Genomic DNA, 23,706 nt, shown 5'->3' on the forward strand with positions numbered 1-23,706 from the left:
AGAGTGATAAGGAGTGCCACGATGTACGAAGCGAAAACAGTTCATCAATGGAAAGGTCAAATTGATCCAGTACTTACAAGTAAGTTGGAAGAATTGCGGCTACTAGGATATGACAACGCTACGAAAGAAGAAGTGTGGAAATGTCTCGTCAAGAAAGTATGGAAGGGCGAGCCGGAAAAGCGACTCTATGAAATCGTGCAAGATGTGTTTCATCTGAGCAGCCATACATATGTCAGTTACTTAACGGCTGATGCTTATCAGGACGAGGACTTATTAGCCTCTATAGAAGCCGTCACGCATCCCGAGAGCGGTTCTTAAAATATCTTTACGATTTACGTAGACAGAACTATAGGTTGTCAAATATCTAAAAAGTAGTAAAATTGTTACGGAAACAATAATGAGAAGGAAGCATCTCTTTTAAAAATAGAAAAAGATAAGATGTGTCACGATTCAAAGGAGGATATTACAATATGGTCAAACGGGGGCGTATTGTCGCCTTTTTACTCATACTAGTTGTACTAGCTGGTACGATCGGTATGACGGTAACAGGCGTTACAAAAGATATACGATTAGGTCTTGACCTCCAGGGTGGATTTGAAATCCTATACGAGGTTCAACCAGTAGATGAAGATCAAGAAGTAAACCAACAAGTATTAGAAGCAACCGCTGCTGCACTGGATGATCGAGTCAACGCACTTGGAATCAGTGAAACGAATATCAACATCGAAGACGGTGGACGTATTCGTGTCCAGCTTGCAGGTGTCGAAGATCAACAACAAGCCCGTGATCTGCTTTCCACAACGGCTGAGTTGACTTTTAGAGGTACAGACGGCAAGAAATACTTAGATGGTTCGGATCTAGTTGAAGGAAGTGCTCAACAGTCGTTCGATTCAAGGACCAATGAGCCTGTCGTAACGATTGAACTGAAGAGTGCTAGCAAGATGTATGATGTCTCTTCTGACATAGTCGATAAAGGCGACGATCCATCTACGCCTTATCCGGATAATGTCATGGTCATTTGGCTGGATTACAGCGAAAAAGATACGACTTTCGCTGAAGAATACGGAAAAGAGGATCCTGCCTATATTTCTGCTCCAGGATTCAGAGAAGGACCGATCCGGAGTACGAACGTTGAAATCAGCGGTAACTTCACCGTTGAATCGGCCAAGGATCTTGCAGATATTTTGAATGCTGGTTCTTTGCCAGCTGAATTGGACGAAATTTACTCCGAGTCTGTCGGAGCACAGTTCGGTGAACAAGCGATGAACAAAACGATTCTTGCAGGATTCATCGGAGTCGCAATCATTTTCTTGTTCATGATGGCGTATTACCGTTTCCCTGGTGTTATCGCAGTCGTTACGTTATCTACTTATATTTATTTAATTCTCGTCGTCTTTGAATGGATGAACGGGGTCTTAACCCTACCAGGAATCGCAGCTTTGATACTTGGTGTCGGTATGGCTGTCGATGCGAACATCATCACATATGAACGCGTCAAGGAAGAATTAAAAGCTGGTAAATCCGTAATGTCCGCTTATAAAGCGGGTAATAAGCGTTCCCTTTCTACCATTATGGATGCCAATATTACGACATTGATTGCAGCGACCGTACTGTTCATTTTCGGTACAAGCTCTGTAAAAGGGTTTGCGACCATGCTTATTGTCAGTATCTTAGTAAGCTTCATCACAGCCGTTTACGGAACAAGATTGTTCATGGGGCTTTGGGTGAAGAGCAGATTCTTGAACAAGCGTCCGAAATGGTTTGGCGTGAAGCCTGAAGATATTAAAGATATCGAAGCAGGTGAGGAAGTAGAAGCGAAAGTGATGGGACGTAAATTTGATTTCGTCGGCCTTCGTAAACGATTCTTTACGATTTCTATTGTCCTTGTTGTAGCAGGGATTCTGGCTCTTGCACTATTCAGGTTGAATCTAGGGATCGACTTTACGAATGGTTCTCGCGTATCCATCCTATCTGATCAAGGGAATATTGACCTTGAACAAGTGGAACAGACACTCGATGAAGAGTTTGGCGTAACTCCAGAGCAGGTCGTCTCCGCAGGTGAAAATGGTGAGATCGCTATTGCCAGGTTCGACAAGGAACTGGATAAAGATACGATATCTGACATTCAGTCGTATTATGAAGACGAATACGGCAGTGCGCCAAACGTAAGTACTGTATCACCAGTCGTGGCAAAAGAACTTGCAAAGAACGCTGCACTAGCTGTTCTCTATGCATCAATCGGAATCATTATTTATGTGACGATCCGATTTGAAATCTTCTTTGCTTTGACGGCCATCATCGCTCTATTGCATGATGCGTTCTTCATCATTGCATTGTTCAGTATCACTAGGGTAGAGTTTGATATTACGATCATTGCAGCGATCCTTACGATTGTCGGTTACTCTGTCAATGACACGATTGTAACCTTCGACCGGATACGTGAAAACTTGAAGATGAGGAAGAAAGTGAAGAGCTTCAAGGAGCTTGCTCAAGTAGTAAACGAAAGTTTAATGCAGACGTTAGCCCGGAGTATCAATACGGTGCTGACCGTCATCTTTGCAGCGTTGATGCTCCTCATTTTCGGTGCTTCGTCGATTACGAACTTCTCATTCGCGCTTGTGATTGGTTTAATTGCAGGGACTTACTCCTCCCTGTTTATCGCTTCTCAGCTATGGTTAGTATGGCGTGGGCGAAACATTAAGGATAATCCGATCCAATTTGTGAAGAAGAAAAATAGTGGTGGACCACAAGTATAAGGTGGGCCTAGGCATGGAACTCTTGAAGGGTTCCATGCTTTTTTTGTCTAAATTGCCACTTGGTTGAAAATCACAGCAATGGGGTATATTCATACTACTAGCATTTTGGAAAGGAGATGATGATATGAAGGGGCAGACCTATATTATATTGGCTCTTTTATTTGCGCTTGTAATCGCAGTCTTCGCTGTCATCAATGTAGATCCTGTACAAGTGAACTTCCTGTTTGGTTCTGGTGAAGCTCCACTTATATTAGTAATTTTAATATCCGTATTACTTGGAGGTCTGGTAACAGCTTCTGTTGGAGCGGTCCGCTACTTTAAGTTGAAACGGGAGAATCGTTCACTGTCCCGGAAGCTTCAAGAGAAGGGTCAGGCGGAACCCGAAGCGATCAATGAACCTGCTAAGGAAGAGGAGCAGGAGGAAGAAGACACAACTTACAAAACCACATAACTTGCGTTTGCTACCCCTGGTTTGCTCTAGTATAATAGACAGGTCAGGGGTGAACGTATGTTACAAAGTAAAATGAAATGGAAATTTACATATAGTAATGAGAACAGTGACGTTATGCATAATGGGCTAACGCCGCTTACTCAACAACTATTATCAAAGCGCAATATTACCAGCCCGGAAGCAATTGAGCAGTTTTTGCATCCATCGATTGACCAGTTACATGATCCCTTTCTTATGGACGGGATGAAGAAAGCAATCGATCGAGTAAAACAAGCAATTGCAGATCAAGAATCGATCCTTGTTTTCGGTGATTATGACGCTGACGGTGTCAGCTCAACCACTTTAATGATTGAGGCATTAAGGGAAGCGGGAGCGGATTGCGATTTTTATATCCCGAACCGTTTCACTGAAGGGTATGGACCTAATGAAGGGGCTTTTCAGTTTGCAAAAGACTCTGGATTCTCTGTCATTATCACCGTAGATACAGGTATTGCTGCGATGCATGAGGCTGAGGTAGCAAAGCAGCTTGGTCTTGATTTGATCATTACCGATCACCACGAAGTGCAAGAAGTGTTGCCGAATGCTTATGCTATCATTCATCCGAAGACGTCAACAGACTACCCTTTTCAGGAGCTTGCAGGAGTGGGGGTTGCTTTCAAGTTCGCCCAAGCTTTGCTTGGCCGTTTTCCAAAGGAACTGCTTGATTTGGCAGTAATAGGGACGATTGCAGACTTGGTACCTCTACACGGTGAAAATCGTGTATTAGCTGCTATCGGGCTTCAAGCGATTTCTCGCTCGAAACGACCGGGTATTCTTGCCTTTAGAGATATTTGCAGCATTGAAGGAGATATGAATGAAGAAACGATCGGTTTCACAATAGGTCCTAGGTTGAATGCTGTCGGGAGGTTACAAGACGCGACGCCGGCAGTAGAGTTGCTTCTATCTGAAACATTTGAGGAAGCTTCTGAGATTGCCAAGTTCATTGACCAGTTGAACCAGGAGCGGCAAAAAATCGTCGCTCAGATTGCCAAGGAAGCGGAAGAAATGTTGGCAGAAAGAGGTCCCGATCAAGAGAATGTCATCATCGTCGCAAAAGAAGGATGGAATCCTGGTGTACTTGGGATTGTGGCATCCAAACTCGTCCGGACTTTTGATCGTCCTGCAATCGTTCTTGGCATCGATTCAGAAACTGGTAAAGCGAAAGGCTCTGCTAGAAGTATCGATGCATTTGATCTATTCGCGAATTGCATGGAAGTGAGACACCGCTTTGTCCATTTTGGTGGACATGCTCAAGCTGCAGGTATGACGCTCGAGGTAGACCAGATCGACGAATTGAGACAGGATTTGATTAAGCTTGCTGAAGAGAAGTTAGAGCCGGAAGATTACCAGCAAGTACTGGAAGTGGAGACAACAGTACCTTTGGATGAAATCTCTCTCCAGCAAATCGATGAAGTCAATCAATTGCGCCCATTCGGTATGGGAAATCCAAAGCCGCTTTTTCACATTCAACATGCACCAAAAGAAATCCGGTTAATCGGAAGTAAGAAGAATCATTTGAAATTCAATTTCCAAAAAAACGATGCCAAAGTCGATGGCATTGCGTTCGGTATGGGGGATGTGTATGCCCAGCTTGCACCTGCAGATACGCTGGATTTAGTGGGCGAACTCGGAATCAACGAATGGAATGGCCGAAAGAATTTGCAAATCATGATTAAAGATTTATGCGTAAAGGATTGGCAACTTTTCGATCTCAGGGGATCAAGGCACGTGGAGAAAAGCATCGATATTCCAGCAAACGAAACATTCAAAGCCGTTTCTTTCCAAGGGATAAACGAAGCACCTCATCAATTGCCAGTACATCGACCTGAAGAACTGAAAGGTGAGCACCTTGATGGTCTGATTTTTCTAGATCTGCCTGAAACGATGGAAGACTTAAAGAATCTTTTAGGTGAGGTCTCTGTTAGCAAATTGTATGTTTGCTACCGGGTTGAAGAAAGTACATTCTTGAAGACATGGCCGACGCGTGATCATTTCAAATGGTTCTATGGTATGCTTGTGAAACGTGGTTCTTTCAACCTGAAAGTGGACACAGAAAAACTTGCCAAACGCAAAGGTTGGGACCGCTCCATGGTCGATTTCATTTCACAGGTGTTTTTTGAACTCGATTTTGTTAAAATAGAGAATGGACTTGTTACGATCAATTCCCAACCATCAAAAAAGGATTTGCAGGAATCAGTTTTATATCAACAACGTGAGGAACAACTACGTATAGAACAAACCTTGTATTATTCCACATACAAAGAGTTGAAGGATTGGTTTAACCAACATTTAAAGAAGCAGTCAAAGATCGTCAAGGAGGAAGTATTTCATGGACTATAAAGAGCATATTGCCATCGTAGAAGATTGGCCAAAAGAAGGTGTACAGTTTAAAGACATTACACCTCTAATGGATAATGGTCCAGCGTTTAAATCAGCTGTAGACGAAATTGTAGAATATGCAAAGAAGCAAGATATCGACATCGTAGTCGGACCCGAGGCCCGAGGCTTCATCGTAGGATGCCCTGTATCTTACGCTCTTGAAATTGGTTTCGCACCAGTGAGGAAAGAAGGTAAACTACCTAGAGAGACGATTAAAGTAGATTACGGTCTAGAGTACGGTAACGACATCTTGACTATTCATAAAGACGCGATCAAACCTGGTCAGCGCGTATTAATTGTTGATGATTTATTAGCTACTGGCGGAACAATCGAAGCGACGATTGATTTAGTCGAGCAGCTTGGTGGGGAAGTAGCAGGATGTGCTTTCCTTATTGAGCTCACTTATTTGAATGGTCGTGACAAACTAGATGGTTACGATGTATTAACATTAATGCAATACTAAGTTGATTTCATAGAGTGCCCCGACATGTGGGCGCTCTTTGTTTTACCATAAGTTGACCACATATTCCTTTACATTTATTCGACTTTTTTTGATAATGAGAATTAACTATCTTTTTTTAGTAAGTTAAAAGAAACTAGGGTGATTGAATGGCTAAAGATACAGTTCTGACTGCCGAAGAAGTCATAGAGCAGGCGAGTCGATACTTGAACGAGTCTGACTTAGAATTCATACGTCGAGCTTATCAGTTTGCTGAAAATGCGCACAGCCAGCAGTTTCGCAAGTCTGGAGAGCCGTATATAATCCACCCCATACAAGTGGCTGGAATCCTTGTCAATTTAGAAATGGATCCAGAAACCATCGCTGGTGGGTTTCTTCATGATGTCGTGGAAGATACGGAGATTACGCTGAAAGAGATTGAAGAGGCTTTCAATCCTGAAGTAGCAATGCTCGTAGATGGAGTTACTAAGCTCGGGAAAATTAAATACAAATCGAAAGAGGCGCAGCAAGCAGAGAACCACCGGAAGATGTTTGTTGCAATGGCTAAGGATATACGTGTTATCTTAATCAAATTGGCTGATCGCCTCCATAACATGCGCACATTGAAGCATCTGCCTGCCGAGAAGCAACGGAGAATCTCAAATGAAACACTGGAGATTTTCTCTCCATTAGCACATCGTTTGGGAATTTCAACGATTAAATGGGAGTTGGAAGACACTGCTCTCCGTTACTTGAATCCTCAACAGTATTACAGGATTGTTCATTTAATGAAACAGAAGCGTAATGAGCGGGAACATTATATCGAGGAAGTCATCGATGAGATCCGGGATCAATTGCAGGATGTCAACATCGATGCCGAATTGAACGGAAGACCGAAGCACTTGTACAGCATCTACCGTAAAATGGTACTTCAGAACAAACAATTTAATGAAATCTATGACTTGTTAGCCGTCAGAATTACTGTGAACAGCATAAAAGATTGTTACGCTGTTTTAGGAATTATTCATACGTGCTGGAAACCGATGCCTGGTCGATTCAAGGACTATATAGCTATGCCGAAACCGAACTTGTATCAGTCCCTCCATACTACCGTGATCGGACCAAAAGGGGATCCTTTAGAAGTTCAAATCCGTACGCATGAAATGCACGAAATTGCCGAGTTTGGAATTGCGGCTCACTGGGCTTATAAAGAAGGCAAACAAATAGCACAAGAGCAATCTTTCGAAGAGAAACTTACATGGTTCCGCGAAATTCTTGATTGGCAAAGTGAAACGCATGATGCAGAGGAGTTCATGGAATCCTTGAAGGTGGATTTATTCTCCGATATGGTGTACGTGTTTACACCAAAGGGAGATGTGATCGAATTACCTTCAGGCTCTGTTCCGATCGATTTTGCTTACAGGATCCATACTGAAGTAGGGAACAAAACCATTGGTGCGAAAGTGAACGGAAAAATGGAGCCGCTCGATTACCAGCTCAACACTGGTGACATAGTAGATGTCATGACATCGAAGCACTCCTATGGTCCGTCTAAAGATTGGATCAAGCTTGCTCAAACGTCCCAAGCGAAGAATAAGATCCGACAGTTCTTCAAGAAGCAGCAAAAAGATGAGAATATCGTCAAAGGGAAAGAGCTTGTGGAGAGGGAAATTCACAATTTCGGAATCCAACCGAAAGATGTCCTTACACAGGATAACCTTAGCCGTGTATCTGAAAAGTTCAACTTTTCCAATGAAGAGGACATGTTTGCTGCGGTAGGATACCAAGGAATTACAGCCGCGCAAATCGCCACAAGGCTGACAGAGAAGCTTCGTAAACAGAAACAGAAAGAGCAAGACCTTGAACAGACGCTTGCTGACGTCAGTACGACGGAAATCAAAACGCCTTCGAAGACCGGCAAGAAAGACTCCGGTGTCCGTGTAGAAGGGGTAGACAACCTTCTAGTGCGCTTGTCGAAATGTTGTAATCCTGTTCCTGGGGACGACATCGTCGGTTATATTACGAAAGGGAGAGGTGTCTCGGTACACCGTGCGGACTGCCCGAATGTGAAGACCGAAGAAGCACAGTCGCGACTTCTTCCTGTAAAATGGGAGACTTCTGTAACTGATTCTAAGCAATACCACGTGGACCTTGAGATTTGGGGATATGACCGCAGAGGATTGTTGAATGAGGTATTGCAAGCTGTCAACGAAACGAAGACTAATATTACTGCTGTTTCGGGCAAATCAGATCGAAATAAGATGGCAACCATTAATATTACGATCTTGATTCAAAATACTAGTCACCTACGAAAGATTGTTGAACGAATTAAGCAAATTCAAGAAGTGTACACTGTTAGACGTGTAATGCAGTAATCGACAAAGGAGGAAGACCGAATGAAGGCTGTGGTACAAAGAGCTGTTGATGCATCAGTGGAAGTAGCTGGTGATACAACGGGCCAAATAGCACACGGACTGGTCGTCCTTCTTGGGGTGACCCACGACGACACAGAAGAGGACGCCCGCTATCTAGCGAAGAAAATCCCTTATTTGCGTATCTTTGAAGATGAAGAGCAGAAGATGAACTTGTCTTTACTTGATATCGGAGGTAAGTTATTGTCGGTCTCACAATTCACTCTCTACGGCGATACCCGTAAAGGGAGGCGCCCAAATTTCATGGGAGCTGCTAAACCTCCTCAGGCTGAGAAGTTATATGAAGCTTTTAATGATATGGTGAAGAATGAAGGGGTTCAGGTTGAAACAGGAGAATTCGGTGCTATGATGAATGTTCAATTGACGAATTCCGGTCCTGTTACCTTAATCCTTGAAAGTAAAGATCGATAATTATAGAATCCTGTAAACCTTAGGTTTACAGGATTTTTTTACTTTTTAGATAGGCGATGGACCTGTGATATCCTCCGATACGGTTCATGAAAGAAGCATCTCCAGAATTTCTTCGTGGAGATGCTTCTTCTAGTTCTGAAAATATGCAATTAGCCCTTCAGCGATTCCTTGACTGACCCTTGAATGATATTCTTCTTGCTCTATAATATGTTCTTCATCAAGATCGGAGAGGAATCCTAATTCTAATAGGAGAGAGGGTTTATGGTTTTCCCGGATGACGTGGAAGTTTCCATGTTTAATACCTCTGTCTTGGAAGTTTGTAGCTTCGATCATATTCCGTTGAACGTAGGTTGCAAGGTTCTGATCTCGTTCGTGGAAATAATAAGTATTGATCCCCCTCGCTGCAGTATTTTGTGGTGTACTGTTGTAATGAAGGCTCAAAAAGACATCTGCGCTGGAGGAATTCGAGAAATAGCTACGAAGGAAGAGTGGCAGATAAATATTACTTTTCCGTGTCATCTGAACATTTGCCCCATTACTTTCTAGCACTTCCTTCAATGCCAGTGCGGTCTTTAGGGTATAATCTTTCTCAAAAGCTCCGCTTACCCCAATGGCGCCGGAGTCTCGACCTCCATGGCCAGCATCGATTAATATGTTCTTTCCGTTCAGGTTTCCATCTGCTTGATCGGAATTGCTCTCTTTCTCTAGAACAATCCAATCTGCTACAAATGCGTAACTGCCTTTATACTTAACTTTGAACCAGTCTCCTTGTTTCTCTACAACCTGTAGTGTTTCTCCTTCGTTTTCTGTACCGACAACCCGAGACTTGGTGGAAGGGCTACTTCGAAGGTTAGTATGGTTATACAAGAGCTGGATCCTTTCGGCTGTAATTCCGTCTGGACTAGCCCTTTTTACAACATCGCTCTCTGTAGTGTGAGATTCACCTTCTACTTCCTTCACAAGCCAACCGGCAATCCAACCCTCTTGGCCGCTTGTCGTTTGAACTTGGTACCAGTCGTCCTTTTGGGTTATGTACTTGACGGTGTCATCGCGGTGGAAAGAGCCTACAATTTCACTATCCGTGTCAGCGTAGCTCCGGACATTAAGGGTGCTTGTGTTTACTATGACTGTGTTTGTGTCTAAACTCTCTTTTTCTTTTGTCAGCCATTTAGCAATCCAGCCTTTCTGGCCGTCTGCTTCGATTTGTACCCATTCGTCCTGTTCCTTTAAAATGCTGAACTCTTGACCTTTTTCCACTTGCATGATTTGATCGAAATGGAGCCCGGCACCAGATCGAACGTTAAGATCATCCACTTCGACAACCACCTCATCCGCATAAACGGATGAAGAGGAGCTCATTAATATAATCCCGAGTAGGATAACCAAAGACCGTAATCGAATTCCCATCAAGATACCTCCTATACGTCTACGCTTCATTATTCGATATCCATCAAATGTAGACCTTCTTCATTAAAAGATAAATTTGATTTTTTTATAGAACAGCTTGACACAGCATAGAAGCAGGCTATATGATTATAATCAATTCTATAAAGAATCGACAAAAACCATTGAGGAAAAAAGTAGCTCGTCCCCAGATGAACAGAGAGAGAGTGCCCCCTGGCTGAAAGCATTCTTACATGATGAATGAGTGAAAGACATTTCTTAGGTGCTGCACCGAACAATAGTAGATGCAGCCGTATGCAGGCGTTAACTGTTTTAAGTGGAAGCATAAGCTTCAATTAGGGTGGCAACGCGGTTAATCCCGTCCCTTTTCTCGTCAAAGAGAAAAGGGACGGGATTTTTATATGGAAAGAAATGGTTTTCGAAACGATGAGGAGGAATGACAAATGAGTATGAATGCTCCACGTGGGACCCAGGATATTTTACCGGGTACTTCTGAAAAGTGGCAATATGTAGAAAGACAGCTGGCGGATTTGTGCCGTCGTTATAATTATAAAGAAATTCGCACGCCAATCTTTGAACACACGGAACTGTTCCAACGAGGCGTAGGAGACAGCACAGACATTGTGCAGAAGGAAATGTACACCTTCGAAGACCGTGGTGGACGAAGTGTCACATTGAGACCGGAAGGAACAGCTTCTGTTGTCCGTTCTTATGTGCAGAATAAAGTTTACGGCTTACCGAATCAGCCGACAAAATATTTCTACATGGGACCGATGTTCCGATATGAGCGTCCACAACAAGGGCGTCAGCGTCAATTCGTACAGTTCGGAATTGAGGCCTTAGGAAGCGATGACCCAGCAATCGATGCAGAAGTGTTAGCCTTAGCGCTTGGGTCGTACGAAGAGCTCGGGTTGAAATCACTCAAACTCGTCTTGAACAGTCTAGGGGACAAAGAAAGTCGTGAAGCACACAGAGACGCGCTTGTCCGTCACTTTGACCCGCACCGTGAAGAACTTTGTGCTGACTGCCAAGTTCGTTTGGATCAGAATCCTCTTCGCGTTCTAGATTGTAAGAAAGATCGTGAACACCCGGCAATGAGCACAGCACCTTCCATTTTAGATTACTTAAATGATTACTCAGAGGACTATTTTGAAGAAGTGAAAAAGTACTTGGATGAAATGGGCATTGCTTATGAAATCGATCCTAACCTCGTGCGCGGGCTGGATTATTACAACCACACAGCCTTTGAAATTATGAGTGAAGCGGAAGGGTTCGGTGCCATTACGACATTAAGTGGAGGAGGCCGGTACACTGGACTTGTCCAAGAGGTCGGAGGGCCCGAAACTTCAGGTATCGGTTTTGCGATGAGTATCGAACGTCTTCTTATGGCTCTTGAAGCGGAAGGCATTGAACTACCAATTGATGAAGGGTTAGACACGTACGTGGTGGCTCTTGGGGAAGAAGCAGAGAAAGCCGCAGTAAGATTGACCTATCAACTTCGTCAGGCAGGGATCCAAGTCGATAAAGACTACCTAGGTAAGAAGATGAAAGCACAATTCAAAGCAGCGGATCGCATCGGTGCCAAGTATGTATTGGTACTCGGAGACCAGGAGCTTGAAAATAATGTGATTAATGTCAAGACAATGGCGACTGGAGATCAACAGGAAGTCGCGCTAGACGAAATTGTAGACTTTATGAAAAAACAATTGATCGGAGGCGAATAAGATGGAACGAACAAAATGTGGAACAATACGTAGAGAACACTTAGAGCAAGAAGTGACGTTAAAAGGCTGGGTGCAGAAACGCCGTGACCTTGGCGGGCTGATCTTCATCGATTTGAGAGACCGCTCAGGGATGGTCCAAGTCGTATTCAATCCAGAAACATCTAAAGAAGCTCTTCAAATTGCTGAGGATGTCCGCACGGAATATGTACTTGAAGTGAAAGGGCAAGTAGTAGCAAGAGACGAGGCTACTGTAAATGCCAATCTTGGTACAGGAGAAGTGGAAATCGCAGCAGAAAGCGTAAGTGTCCTGAACAAGTCCAAAACCCCTCCTTTCATGATTGAAGACCAATCGGAAACTTCCGAGGATCTAAGACTGAAGTATCGTTACCTTGACCTGAGACGGCAAGAGATGCAGGAAACATTCAAGATGCGTCATGCTACCACACAGTCGATTCGTCAGTTCTTGAATGAGGAAGAATTTTTGGAAATGGAGACACCGATGCTGACTAAGAGTACTCCAGAAGGTGCTCGTGACTACTTGGTACCTAGCCGTGTCCATGAAGGAGAATTCTATGCCTTGCCGCAATCTCCTCAACTTTTCAAACAGTTACTAATGGTATCTGGTTTTGAAAAATACTATCAGATTGCTCGCTGTTTCCGTGACGAAGACTTGCGTGCGGACCGCCAGCCAGAATTCACGCAAGTGGATATCGAAACGTCCTTCTTATCTACAGACGAGATTCTTGAGATGACAGAGCGGATGATGAAGCGTGTTATGAAAGAAGTGAAAGGAATCGACATCGAAACACCATTCCCTCGTATGCCGTATCATGAAGCAATGGAGCGATTCGGCTCTGATAAGCCGGATACACGTTATGGTTTGGAACTTGTCAACATTTCAGAAGACGTGAAAGACTCTGGCTTCAAAGTCTTCAATGGCGCCGTAGCATCTGGTGGTCAGGTAAGTGCAATCAATGTCGAAGGCCAAGCGGATCGCTTCTCTCGTAAAGACATCGATAAAATGACCGAAGATGTGAAGGTTTATGGTGCCAAGGGACTTGCCTGGCTGAAAGTGAAAGAAGGAGAATTCAACGGACCAATCGCTAAGTTCTTCTCGGAAGAAGAAGCTTCCTCCTTGATGACGAAGCTTGCTGCTAAAGATGGAGACCTGTTATTGTTTGTTGCAGACAAGACTTCTGTTGTCCATGATAGCTTAGGAGCACTCCGCCAAAAGCTTGCGCGTGAATTGAACATGATCGATCCTAACCAATTCAATTTCCTATGGGTAACAGACTGGCCATTGTTCGAGTACGATGAAGAGGACGGACGTTTCTACGCTGCTCACCACCCATTCACGATGCCAGCAGCGGAAGACATGGACAAGATGCAGACCGAACCTGAGAATGTTCTCGCAGAAGCTTACGACATTGTGCTTAACGGTTATGAGCTAGGCGGGGGATCCCTTCGTATTCACCAAAAAGAAATGCAAAACCAAATGTTCGAAGTGCTCGGGTTCAGTAAAGAAGAAGCACAAGAACAGTTCGGTTTCTTACTTGAGGCACTTGAATACGGTACACCACCACATGGAGGGATTGCCTTCGGACTAGATCGTCTTGTCATGCTACTTGCAGGACGTACGAACCTTCGTGACACAATCCTGTTCCCGAAAACGGCATCTGCGACAGACTTGATGACGAATGCACCAGGAAGTGTGAGCGAGGCACAATTAGAAGAGCTTCACTTGAAGACAGTGTCGAAAAAAGAACAAGATTAAATCTGTATATGATTCTTGATAAGGTCATGTTAATATGCTATGATGACCTTACAGTAAAAAGAGATCAATCCTGATGTGTACGTTGTTTCAATGCACGTTTTGACCGAACATTTATGAGACGGGAGCCTGGCGTTTCCGGATGGAATGCACGCCTCTTAACCATCACTGATGGGAGGACGCAAGAAGTCCGGAACAGGGCACCCACCTGCCTAGAGCGGGTTCAAAACTCATTACCACAACAACGGCACGATTGGGATTGATCTTTTATTTTATTACATAACGAATAGCGAAAAAAGAAAACCTCAGGGCATTCCTGAGGTTTTCTTTTTTATATGGAATTTTTATAGAGCAAGCTTTTCTGTGAAACTCTATGCTTCTTAACAAAACTAAACTATACACTTCTTCAACAACCTGAAAAACCCAAGCTTTGCTTGGGTTTTTCATTCTTAACGGGCAACATTTTCAAGGTTGCCGTTCTTTTCCATCCTAAACTGTGGTTTGTAAGAATCCTGATCGTCAAACATTACCATTTTACGTGCACGGTCCATGATCTGGATGAGTGCTTGATAGTCTTCTGACATGGATTCTAACTGTCTATTCAACTGCTCGTTTTCGGCTGTTAATCTCGCGTTTTCACTTTCGAGTTGCTCCACTTGCTTCATGTTCGCTTGAGTGGAATAGGTCTGGTTCTGTAATTCTTTCAAATACTGAATCACTTGATTCAAATCGAAGTTTGTTTCTTTCCTTGCAGGCTTGCTAGTGTAATCCGGCTCTTTCTCCAGATAGGTATAAGAAGGGTATGTTTCTTCTTTTTCTATTGGTTTACTAGTTACAGCAGAGAAGGCAGGCTGTTGTTTCGCTTCTTCTCTCTTTTTCTCTTTTCTTTGCTTCTTGGCAAGGCCTACAGCTTGTTCGTATTTTTGACGGACCTCTGCATTCCAGCGGAATCCACAAGCTGCCGATGTACGATTGAGTACATCACCGACTTCATCGAAAGCTCTGAGTTGAGTGCTTCCTTCACGAATGTGTCTTAATACTGTTTCAGCAAGTAATAAATCATCTTCATGAGACCAGGCATCTTGTCTAACTTTAGGCATAGCTCTATCACTCCTATTGATTTCTACAGTCGGGTTTGTTCGTCTATAGAAAAGTAGTTTTTCAGATTTAGTTGTAGTGTAGCCAATAGGAGTGAGGTTTATACTCAGGTGGATTTCTGATTTTTTATCTTCTTCCAAACTTGACTTAAGGCTTGTTCGAATTTCCCTGTCTGTTTTGGTTCATAGTACGTACGACTCTTGATCGTATCTGGTAGATACTGCTGGTCGACCCAAGATCCGTCATAATTGTGGGGATATTTATAGTCGATTCCTCGTCCCAGCTCTGATGCGCCCTTGTAGTGGGAGTCTTTCAAGTGGACTGGTACGTCCCCGCTCTTTCCGTTACGGATGTCACTTAGTGCAGAATCTAATGCCTTGTAGGCGCTATTGGATTTAGGTGATAGAGCTAATTCTGTTACAGCGACAGAAAGGGGGATCCTTGCCTCTGGAAATCCGATTCGCTCTGCTGCCTCGACAGCCGCCAAAGCTCTAGGACCTGCTTGAGGGTTCGCGAGACCGATATCTTCATAGGCAATGACGACCATGCGTCTTGCAATGCTGTCTAAGTCTCCTGCCTCAATTAGTCTGCCAAGGTAATGGAGGGAGGCATCTACGTCACTTCCTCTAATCGATTTCTGAAAAGCGGACAAAACGTCATAATGCGCATCTCCATCCTTGTCATGGGAGAAGCTTTTCTTCTGCATACATTCTTCGGCGACGTTTAAATCGATATGAACCGTGTTGTTCGAATCAGCGGGAGTGGAAAATGCCGCTAATTCTAAGCCGTTCAATGCTGCACGCAAGTCGCCATTAGACGATTGCGCAAAGTGCTCAAGTGCATCATCCTCTATGTCCAAATGCAGCTTCCCTAATCCCTTTTCTTCATCTTTCATGGCTCTCTGTAACGCCTCTTTTACTTCCTCAGACGTGAGCCGGTATAATTCAAACAGGTGGCAACGGCTCCTTATAGCGGGGTTGATAGAATGATAAGGATTACTTGTTGTACATCCAATCAAGGTCAACCGATTGCTCTCCAAATGAGGAAGTAGGAAATCCTGCTTTGCCTTATCGAGGCGGTGTACCTCATCTAGTATTAGTACGAGTTGGCCGTGCATTTTTGCTTCTTCTACTGCTATTTCCATGTCTTTTTTCTTATCTGTAACAGCATTCAATGTTTTATGGGGGATCCCAAGGCTTTTGGCAAGTGCTGTAGCCATAGAGGTTTTCCCTGTGCCGGGTGGACCGAATAGAATCATGGAGGCGAGGCGTTCTGCCTTGATCATACGGTGGATGGTTTTTCCTTCTCCTACCAGGTGAGATTGCCCAATGATTTCCTCTATATTGGATGGTCGCATTTTATAAGCGAGTGGTTGTTGACTCATGGTTCCAACTCCTTCTAATTGTAGGCTACTTGTTTAAACACTAGTCTGATTTCTATTAAAATGCAAGAGGGTTGCCATTCATGCTATAATAGCGTTTGGTATAATAAAGAGGGGAGGGTTTTTAGGTGATGGAAAACCGAAAAAACCTTTGGAAAAGTGTGCTCAATTGGAGCTTCTTTTCAATCGGATTGATGATCCTCGGGCTAGGCATTGCTATGACGATGCAGGTAAAGGATTTCGGCATCGGGCCATGGGATGTCTTTCATTATGGACTCTTCGTGCAATTCGGTTTAACGGTAGGCACTTGGTCCATCATTGCTGGACTAGTGATTGTTTTACTTCATTCTATTTTTGAGAAACAGATTCCCCAAGTGGGAACTGTACTGAATATGGTGTTAATTGGTATTTTTATTGACTTTTTCAATTGGTTGTTACCTGAGCCTGAAATGCTTGTGACCAAGCTTCTCGTATTTGGTCTTGGGACGCTTGTACTCGCTGTGGGCATCGGTATCTATGTAGCGCCTGGCCTTGGAGCAGGACCAAGAGATGGTTTGATGCTCTTGATCACGAAAGCGACAGGCTGGAAAGTATCCACAGTACGAAATGGTATTGAGATAACAGTTGCTGTCTTCGGCTTTTTACTCGGCGGTCCTGTTGGACTTGGCACCGTGTTTATCGCTTTGTTCTTAGGAACGTTCGTGGGGTTCACACTCCCATATGCGAAGAAGTGGCTTGAGTTCTTACAAACGAAAGGTGAATTATATGAAGATATCTACCAAAGGCCGTTACGGTCTAACCATTATGATTGAACTGGCAAGAAAGTTTGGCGACGGGCCAATTTCGCTAAAACAAATCGCTCGTGATAATGATTTATCGGAACACTATCTCGAGCAGCTGATTGCTCCACTTAGAAACGCATCACTTGTGAAGAGCGTACGTGGCGCATACGGGGGATATATGCTTACCAAAGCCCCACACGAAATTACTGCAGGAGATGTGATCCGAGTGTTGGAGGGTCCGATTACACCTGTTGAAGGAATCGAGAATGAAGAACCAGCAAAACAAGCTTTATGGAAACGGGTACGTGATGCAGTCAAAGATGTACTTGATACAACTACACTCGAAGACTTGAAAGATCATGTAGACGACCAAACGCAAGATGCTTATATGTTCTATATCTAATAGGAAGAAGGGGTAGACATGGAATCGATCTATTTGGATCACGCGGCGACAACACCCGTACACCCCGGAGTAATAGAGGCGATGCTCCCTGTTTACCAGGAAGTGTACGGAAATCCGTCAAGTGTCCATCAATTTGGACGAAAGGCAAGAAGGATTTTGGATGAGGCTAGAAGAACGACGGCGGCAAGTATCGGAGCGAACGAGAAAGAGATTGTCTTTACAAGTGGCGGAACGGAAGCGGATAACCTTGCAATAATCGGTTCAGCTATGGCCAATCAAGGAAAAGGTAAGCATATTATTACCACTCAGATTGAACATCATGCTACATTACATGCAGTCGAATCTTTGGAAGCTGAAGGATTTGAAATAACGTATCTTCCTGTAGATGAAACGGGCGCTGTAAAAGTGTCAGATGTTGAAGCGGCACTTCGTGAAGATACGATTCTTGTTTCGATCATGATGGTCAATAATGAGACGGGGATTATTCAACCTATTGCAGAGATTGCTGCTATCTTGAAAGATCATCAAGCCTCTTTCCACTCAGATATTGTCCAAGCCTATGGACTAATGGAAGTGGACGTGCAGAAACTTCCAATTGATTTATTAGCTGTTTCTGGTCACAAGATAAATGGACCAAAAGGTGTCGGCTTTTTATACGTACGGGAAGGGACTAAACTGACTTCGCTTCAGCATGGAGGAGAGCAAGAGCGCAAGAGGCGTGCAGGTACAGAGAACGTCCCGGCGATCAAAGGTTTTGAGGAAGCAATCAAGATTCTCCGAGACAATCGGAACGAATATAAAGCAAGTTATCATCGTTATAAACAACTTTTCCTAGACACACTTAAGGAAGAAGAGGTTCAATTTACGGTGAATGGTGCGGAAGATAAGATGATGGAGTCGATTGTAAACATTAGTTTTCCAGGTACGAATGTCGAAACGATGCTTACGAACTTTGATTTATCTGGCGTGGCTGCGTCGAGTGGAAGTGCCTGTACGGCGGGGTCAGTAGAGCCCTCCCACGTCTTATCTGCAATGTACGGATCAGAAGACGAGCGGACAACGAACTCTATCCGCTTCAGTTTTGGATTGGCGAACAATGAAGAGAACGTTGAACAAGCAGCACGAAAAGTCAGTCAAATTGTTGATAGACTGAGCGAATAGGAAGGTGAAAGAAATGAAAGAACCAAAAGACACACGCGTAGTAGTAGGGATGAGTGGTGGCGTCGATTCCTCCGTCGCTGCCCTTCTACTAAAACAGCAAGGGTACGACGTGGTCGGTATTTTTATGAAAAACTGGGATGACACCGATGAGAACGGTGTTTGTACGGCAACGGAAGATTATGAAGATGTCATCCGTGTATGTAACCAGCTTGATATCCCGTATTACGCCGTGAATTTTGAAAAGCAATATTGGGATAAAGTGTTTACGTACTTCTTAGAGGAATACAAGAAAGGGCGCACACCGAACCCTGACGTTATGTGTAACAAAGAAATCAAGTTCAAAGCATTTCTTGATCATGCAATGAGTCTAGGCGCTGATTATCTAGCAACAGGGCATTACGCACAAGTTCGTGAGAATGACGGTGTACACGAAATGCTCCGCGGAGTCGATAACAACAAAGATCAAACTTACTTTTTGAATCAGCTCTCCCAAGACGTACTTGCTAAAGTGATGTTTCCACTTGGTCATCTTGAGAAAAAAGAAGTACGCCAAATCGCTGAAGAGAACGATCTGGCAACAGCCAAGAAGAAAGATTCTACCGGGATCTGCTTTATTGGGGAGCGTAACTTCAAAGAATTCTTAAGTGAATATCTTCCTGCCCAACCGGGGAATATGGAAACATTAGATGGCGAAGTGAAAGGGAAACATGACGGTTTGATGTATTATACGCTAGGTCAACGTCAAGGTCTTGGCATTGGCGGTGCAGGAGATCCTTGGTTTGTAGTCGGCAAAAATGTGGAAGATAACATTCTTTATGTCGGCCAAGGGTTCCATCATGACGCCCTATATTCTGATGGGTTGATCGCTTCAGAAGCTAACTGGACGAAAGGCAATGCACCATCAGAACCGTTCCATGCAACGGCTAAGTTCCGTTACCGTCAACAGGATAGTGGCGTTACAGTGGAACCACTTGCAGACGGCCGTTTCAAAGTGACTTTCGACGAGCCTGAGCGAGCAATTACACCTGGACAAGCGGTAGTCTTCTATGATGACCAAGTTTGCCTTGGAGGTGCGACAATCGATACGGTGTTGAAAGAAGAAGAAGCCGTAACGTATGTCGGTTAAGGAAAAGGTCATGTCCCGAGTCGGACATGACCTTTTTCATCATTAACATAAATCGGAGGGATTTACATGGATAAGTTACAAAAAGGGATCGAAGAAATGCAGAATCATAATTACGAAGAGGCAGCGAAGTGGTTTACCGAAGCGATTGATGAGAACCCTAATGAGCCTGTCGGGTACATAAACTTCGGCAATCTCTTGCTCCACATGAATGATTTCGAACGTGCCCAGCGCTTCTTCAATCGAGCGATTGAATTGGATGAAGAAGCGGCAACGGCCTATTACGGACTAGGGAACGTGTACTATGAACAAGAGAAATATACAAAGGCTCAAGAACAGTTCATTTTGGCTGTGCACCATGGATTGGATGAAGCGGATGTACACTTCATGCTTGGAATGACATACGTTCATCAAGAATATCCGAAGTTAGCTTTACCATACTTGCTGCGTGCTGCTGAATTGGCTGAGGACGACGTTGATATTCAGTTCCAATATGGTCTTTGTCTTGCTCAGAATGGGCAAATCGACGAGGCGGAAAAAACGATGAATCATGTGCTACAATTGGAAGAAGAACACAGTGACGCCCATTATAATCTAGGCGTGGTAGCTCTTCATAAGGAAGATGCGCATAAAGCACTTGAGCACTTCGATCGTGCTTTGGAAATCAACTCCGAGCACATGCTTGCTTCTCATGCAAAAGCTCAAGTAGAACAAGCCTTGAACGAGTAGATTCTGAAGGGAAAAGATGAACATGAAACAACAAACGCTTTTTGAGGAAACGAATGAAGAACGCCCATACGTCAAAGGTGAGTTGAGCCGGATGATCTTCCATAATGAATCCGAGCACTTTTCGATTGCCTCGATACGCGTCAAAGAAACAAATGAGGACTTTCATGAGAAGACATTAGTGATCAAAGGTCATTTTTCTCCATTAGAAGAAGGGGAGACCTACATTTTTCATGGGCAGTTTCAAAAGCACAAGAAATTCGGTGAGCAATATGTGGTCGAATTGTACAACCGAGTCTTACCAGAGACAAAAGAAGGGCTTGTTCATTACTTATCAAGCGACTTGTTTCATGGGATAGGTAAAAAGACAGCAGAGCGGATCATTGACCATTTGGGGGAGCAGGCTGTATCCAAAATATTAGAAGACCGCGACGTACTGGATGATGTTCCGAAACTAGCCAAAGAAAAAGCAGAGAACCTCTATAATGCTCTGAAAGAACATCAAGGTTTCGAGCACGTTATGATTCACTTGTCACAGTATGGATTCGGTTTGAAGCTCTCACAGAAGATCTACGAAGTTTTCAAAGATCAAACACTCGCCATTATCGAAGAAGACCCTTATCAACTTGTCTTTAAAGTGGAGGGTTTCGGCTTCCACCGAGCGGATGAAATGGCTCGGGCTCAAGAGCTTGCGCATGACCACCCGACGAGGATTCGTGCCGCTTGTTTATATATTTTGCAAAAAAACATGTCAGATGGCCACGTCTATCTACCTACCAAAACTTGCCTCGTACAGGTGGAGCAGCTACTGAACGCTGGTCTTGATCCTGAAATTAGTTTCGATACTCTATCAGAACAGCTAATCCATCTAGCTGATGAACGTTATGTCTTCATTGAAGAGGATCGGGTATATTTACCATCGCTATATTTTGCTGAAAACGGGTTTAGAAGCCATATCGGCCGCTTATTGGATGAAGAAATAGAAGACGAATATACCCAAGCTGACTTGCTGAAAATTATTGGCGAAATAGAGGAAGAGGAGTCTATGAGCTATGGTGAGGATCAGTTTCAGGCAATCGAGAAAGCTCTCTCTTCGAAGTTGATGATATTAACAGGGGGGCCGGGCACAGGAAAAACAACGGTCATCAAAGGCATCATCCATTCGTATGGTGCTTTGAACGACTTGTCGCTCGACTATGAATCCTATGATTCAGATGAGCCGTTTCCTTTTGTTCTAGCAGCACCGACTGGACGCGCAGCGAAGCGGATGAATGAGTCGACTGGTCTCCCTGCAAGTACCATCCACCGCTTACTTGGGTGGGACGGACAGGAACAGTTTGAGAAGAATCAGAACAATCCAATCGAAGGGAAGTTCCTCATTGTCGACGAATTCTCAATGGTTGATATATGGCTTGCAAATCAACTGTTTCGAGCAATTCCCTCGGACATGCAGGTGCTGCTTGTCGGAGATGAAGATCAACTGCCATCCGTAGGACCTGGGCAAGTACTTGCTGACCTGCTAGCTTCCAAGCAACTACCCTCTGTACAACTGACAGAAGTGTACCGTCAAAAAGAAGGGTCAAAGATTATCCAGCTTGCTCACGAGATTAAGAATGACCAATGTACCACACAGTCACTCACGAAGGAACATGACTTCAACTTTCTACCTGCTAAGGAACACCAGCTGACGGATCTTGTAACAAACATTTTCAAAAAAGCAGTGGATAAAGGGATTGAGCTGAAAGAACTTCAAGTGCTAGCGCCTATGTATAGGACGGATGTAGGTATACACCGCTTGAATGAAGAGATTCAGAAAATCGTCAATCCAAAGAGTAAACAAAAGCGTGACCTTACTTTCCACGATGTCACTTACCGAAAAGGCGATAAAGTCATTCAACTGGTTAACCAACCAGAAGACGGAGTGTATAACGGTGATATCGGAGAAATCGTCGCGATTTTTCGGGCAGAAGAGAATGTCGACGGCGTGGAGCAGGTCGTGGTCGATTATGATGGAAAAGAAGTCGTTTATCCTAAGAAAGACCTGAACAGTTTAATGCACGCTTACTGCACTTCCATTCATAAGTCGCAGGGAAGTGAGTTTTCCATTGTAATCCTGCCTGTTGTGAGAAGTTACAAACGGATGTTGCGAAAGAATTTGCTTTATACGGCGATAACTAGATCGAAACAGTCTTTAATTATCTGTGGAGATCAGAATGCGTTCCTTGATGGGGTCCAGACAACCGATCAGAATACTAGATACACTTATTTGAAAGAGAAGCTTCAAGAAGATGCACCGCCAGCTCCTGTTGAGGAAGAAGAGGAAGAACTATCTCCGTACGACTTTATGTAGAGGAGTGGAGACAAGTGGATAATCACCGAATTGGCCTATCAGGAAGTACAATCCTGTCAAACCCTGAACACTTTGAACATCTGTTTCGGTTTGGGTGTTCCCATGTTGAGATAGGGGAGTTTCCAGATGAGCAGGCGTTTTTGGATTTTTTGAACATTGCTAGAAGCAAGAATGTGACATTCGGTGTTCATTCGCCGCTAATTAGGGGAAGGAGCAAATATGATCTGATCGAGCCAGTCAGTATGCCGGTTGAGACAGCCCGAGACCAATTTGAAAAGGAAGTGGCATATTTGGCATCTGTCGGGGCCGAATATGTTCTTGTCCACTTCCCATACTTCAAGGAGCAAGTGAATGGTCCGACTGAGCCTCATATTGAAGAAGGATTAGTATTTCTCTCCAGGCTGCAGAAGAAATACAACATCCCGATTGTTTGTGAGCCAAAGCTTGGAAAAGGGCGTTCTTCATGCGGCATAGATTACTTGCACCAGTTCCCGAAAGCTATATGGGAGAGGTATGGACTTTCCATATGTATAGATATTGGGGATTACCGAATGGCTGCAAAAGATCAATGGGATACTTTTATAGAACCTTTATTGCCTTATACTCGTGTCGTTCATCTTCATAACGTGACGTATCAGCAAAACAAATATTTTTGGAGCGTGTTACATCCGGATCAGTCAGGAGGATACGACATGAGACCGATGATAGAGATGCTTTCTCATGGTGAAGCTAAATACTTCATTTTTGAACATACGCCTCACACTGATCCTACTAACCAATCTATAATAGAAGGAATAGATTGGGTGGATCAATTAATTACATAATGTATAAAAATGGAAGGTGGCGCCCATAATGGATCGTAAAAAGGAGTTTACT

The 23,706-nt window shown here is 43.8% G+C and carries 19 protein-coding genes, 1 other RNA gene and 1 other annotated feature; of the genes, 17 read left to right on the plus strand and 3 right to left on the minus strand.

Translation table 11 applies throughout. The annotated features are described in order from the left end of the window. The first annotated feature begins 21 nt into the window (after positions 1-21). From E4663_RS04095 to dtd, 7 genes are all read left to right on the plus strand, one after another. On the plus strand, positions 22-318 hold the full coding sequence (locus E4663_RS04095) for a post-transcriptional regulator (RefSeq protein WP_079479557.1): 297 nt from the start codon (positions 22-24) through the stop codon (positions 316-318). A 152-nt stretch (positions 319-470) separates the two neighbouring features. Further along, on the plus strand, positions 471-2,756 hold the full coding sequence (secDF, locus tag E4663_RS04100) for a protein translocase subunit SecDF (RefSeq protein ID WP_079479558.1): 2,286 nt from the start codon (positions 471-473) through the stop codon (positions 2,754-2,756). A gap of 124 nt (positions 2,757-2,880) precedes the next feature. Further along, entirely contained in the window at positions 2,881-3,207 is a 327-nt protein-coding gene (locus E4663_RS04105; protein ID WP_135326760.1) for a LapA family protein, read from the plus strand. Between the two features lie 57 nt (positions 3,208-3,264). Then, complete coding sequence (gene recJ, locus E4663_RS04110) at positions 3,265-5,586, plus strand: single-stranded-DNA-specific exonuclease RecJ (RefSeq protein WP_079479560.1); 2,322 nt, start codon at positions 3,265-3,267, stop codon at positions 5,584-5,586. Next, entirely contained in the window at positions 5,576-6,088 is a 513-nt protein-coding gene (locus E4663_RS04115) for an adenine phosphoribosyltransferase (RefSeq protein WP_079479561.1), read from the plus strand. The genes recJ and E4663_RS04115 overlap by 11 nt, the downstream gene beginning before the upstream one ends. 146 nt (positions 6,089-6,234) lie before the next feature. Then, positions 6,235-8,439, plus strand: coding sequence for a RelA/SpoT family protein (locus tag E4663_RS04120; RefSeq protein WP_079479562.1), 2,205 nt, complete (start codon positions 6,235-6,237; stop codon positions 8,437-8,439). 21 nt (positions 8,440-8,460) lie between these two features. After that, on the plus strand, positions 8,461-8,907 hold the full coding sequence (dtd, locus tag E4663_RS04125; RefSeq protein ID WP_135326761.1) for a D-aminoacyl-tRNA deacylase: 447 nt from the start codon (positions 8,461-8,463) through the stop codon (positions 8,905-8,907). 129 nt (positions 8,908-9,036) lie between these two features. On the opposite strand, the gene E4663_RS04130 is transcribed toward dtd, so the two are convergent. Further along, positions 9,037-10,314, minus strand: coding sequence for an N-acetylmuramoyl-L-alanine amidase family protein (locus E4663_RS04130; protein WP_158290416.1), 1,278 nt, complete (start codon positions 10,312-10,314; stop codon positions 9,037-9,039). A 152-nt stretch (positions 10,315-10,466) separates the two neighbouring features. Next, positions 10,467-10,680, plus strand: a binding site (T-box leader). Positions 10,681-10,754: 74 nt separating this feature from the next. Here E4663_RS04130 and hisS point away from each other — a divergent pair. The 3 genes from hisS to ssrS all read left to right on the plus strand — a co-directional run bounded on the left by hisS (position 10,755) and on the right by ssrS (position 14,070). Beyond that, entirely contained in the window at positions 10,755-12,035 is a 1,281-nt protein-coding gene (hisS, locus tag E4663_RS04135; protein WP_135326763.1) for a histidine--tRNA ligase, read from the plus strand. Position 12,036: 1 nt separating this feature from the next. Next, the gene (gene aspS, locus E4663_RS04140) at positions 12,037-13,809 is read left to right on the plus strand and encodes an aspartate--tRNA ligase (protein WP_135326764.1); all 1,773 of its coding nucleotides are present in this window, start codon (positions 12,037-12,039) and stop codon (positions 13,807-13,809) included. A gap of 64 nt (positions 13,810-13,873) precedes the next feature. Beyond that, positions 13,874-14,070: non-coding RNA, 6S RNA (ssrS, locus tag E4663_RS04145), on the plus strand. 185 nt (positions 14,071-14,255) lie between these two features. Here ssrS and E4663_RS04155 read toward each other — a convergent pair. Beyond that, positions 14,256-14,906 carry an RsfA family transcriptional regulator gene (locus E4663_RS04155; protein WP_135326766.1) on the minus strand — a complete coding sequence of 217 codons (651 nt, stop codon included), beginning with the start codon at positions 14,904-14,906 and terminating at the stop codon, positions 14,256-14,258. Between the two features lie 104 nt (positions 14,907-15,010). Next, on the minus strand, positions 15,011-16,288 hold the full coding sequence (locus E4663_RS04160; protein WP_135326767.1) for a replication-associated recombination protein A: 1,278 nt from the start codon (positions 16,286-16,288) through the stop codon (positions 15,011-15,013). Between the two features lie 128 nt (positions 16,289-16,416). On the opposite strand from E4663_RS04160, the gene E4663_RS04165 reads away from it, so the two are divergent. The 7 genes from E4663_RS04165 to E4663_RS04195 all read left to right on the plus strand — a co-directional run bounded on the left by E4663_RS04165 (position 16,417) and on the right by E4663_RS04195 (position 23,654). Continuing rightward, positions 16,417-17,097 carry a YczE/YyaS/YitT family protein gene (locus E4663_RS04165; RefSeq protein ID WP_079480874.1) on the plus strand — a complete coding sequence of 227 codons (681 nt, stop codon included), beginning with the start codon at positions 16,417-16,419 and terminating at the stop codon, positions 17,095-17,097. After that, positions 17,051-17,470, plus strand: a complete 420-nt coding sequence (gene cymR, locus E4663_RS04170; protein ID WP_027955302.1) for a cysteine metabolism transcriptional regulator CymR — start codon at positions 17,051-17,053, stop codon at positions 17,468-17,470. The genes E4663_RS04165 and cymR overlap by 47 nt, the downstream gene beginning before the upstream one ends. 18 nt (positions 17,471-17,488) lie before the next feature. Continuing rightward, positions 17,489-18,631 carry a cysteine desulfurase family protein gene (locus tag E4663_RS04175; RefSeq protein WP_135326768.1) on the plus strand — a complete coding sequence of 381 codons (1,143 nt, stop codon included), beginning with the start codon at positions 17,489-17,491 and terminating at the stop codon, positions 18,629-18,631. Between the two features lie 13 nt (positions 18,632-18,644). Continuing rightward, positions 18,645-19,757, plus strand: coding sequence for a tRNA 2-thiouridine(34) synthase MnmA (mnmA, locus tag E4663_RS04180; protein ID WP_079479570.1), 1,113 nt, complete (start codon positions 18,645-18,647; stop codon positions 19,755-19,757). Positions 19,758-19,823: 66 nt separating this feature from the next. After that, a complete protein-coding gene (locus E4663_RS04185; RefSeq protein WP_135326769.1) occupies positions 19,824-20,483 on the plus strand; it encodes a tetratricopeptide repeat protein in 660 nt (219 codons plus the stop codon). A gap of 22 nt (positions 20,484-20,505) precedes the next feature. Continuing rightward, positions 20,506-22,830, plus strand: a complete 2,325-nt coding sequence (recD2, locus tag E4663_RS04190; protein ID WP_135326770.1) for an SF1B family DNA helicase RecD2 — start codon at positions 20,506-20,508, stop codon at positions 22,828-22,830. A 14-nt stretch (positions 22,831-22,844) separates the two neighbouring features. Further along, on the plus strand, positions 22,845-23,654 hold the full coding sequence (locus E4663_RS04195; protein ID WP_241657101.1) for a TIM barrel protein: 810 nt from the start codon (positions 22,845-22,847) through the stop codon (positions 23,652-23,654). Positions 23,655-23,706 lie beyond the last annotated feature (52 nt).

Origin of the sequence: Halobacillus salinus, from assembly GCF_004684905.1 — a bacterium.
Taxonomy (GTDB): Bacteria; Bacillota; Bacilli; order Bacillales; family Halobacillaceae; genus Halobacillus; species Halobacillus salinus.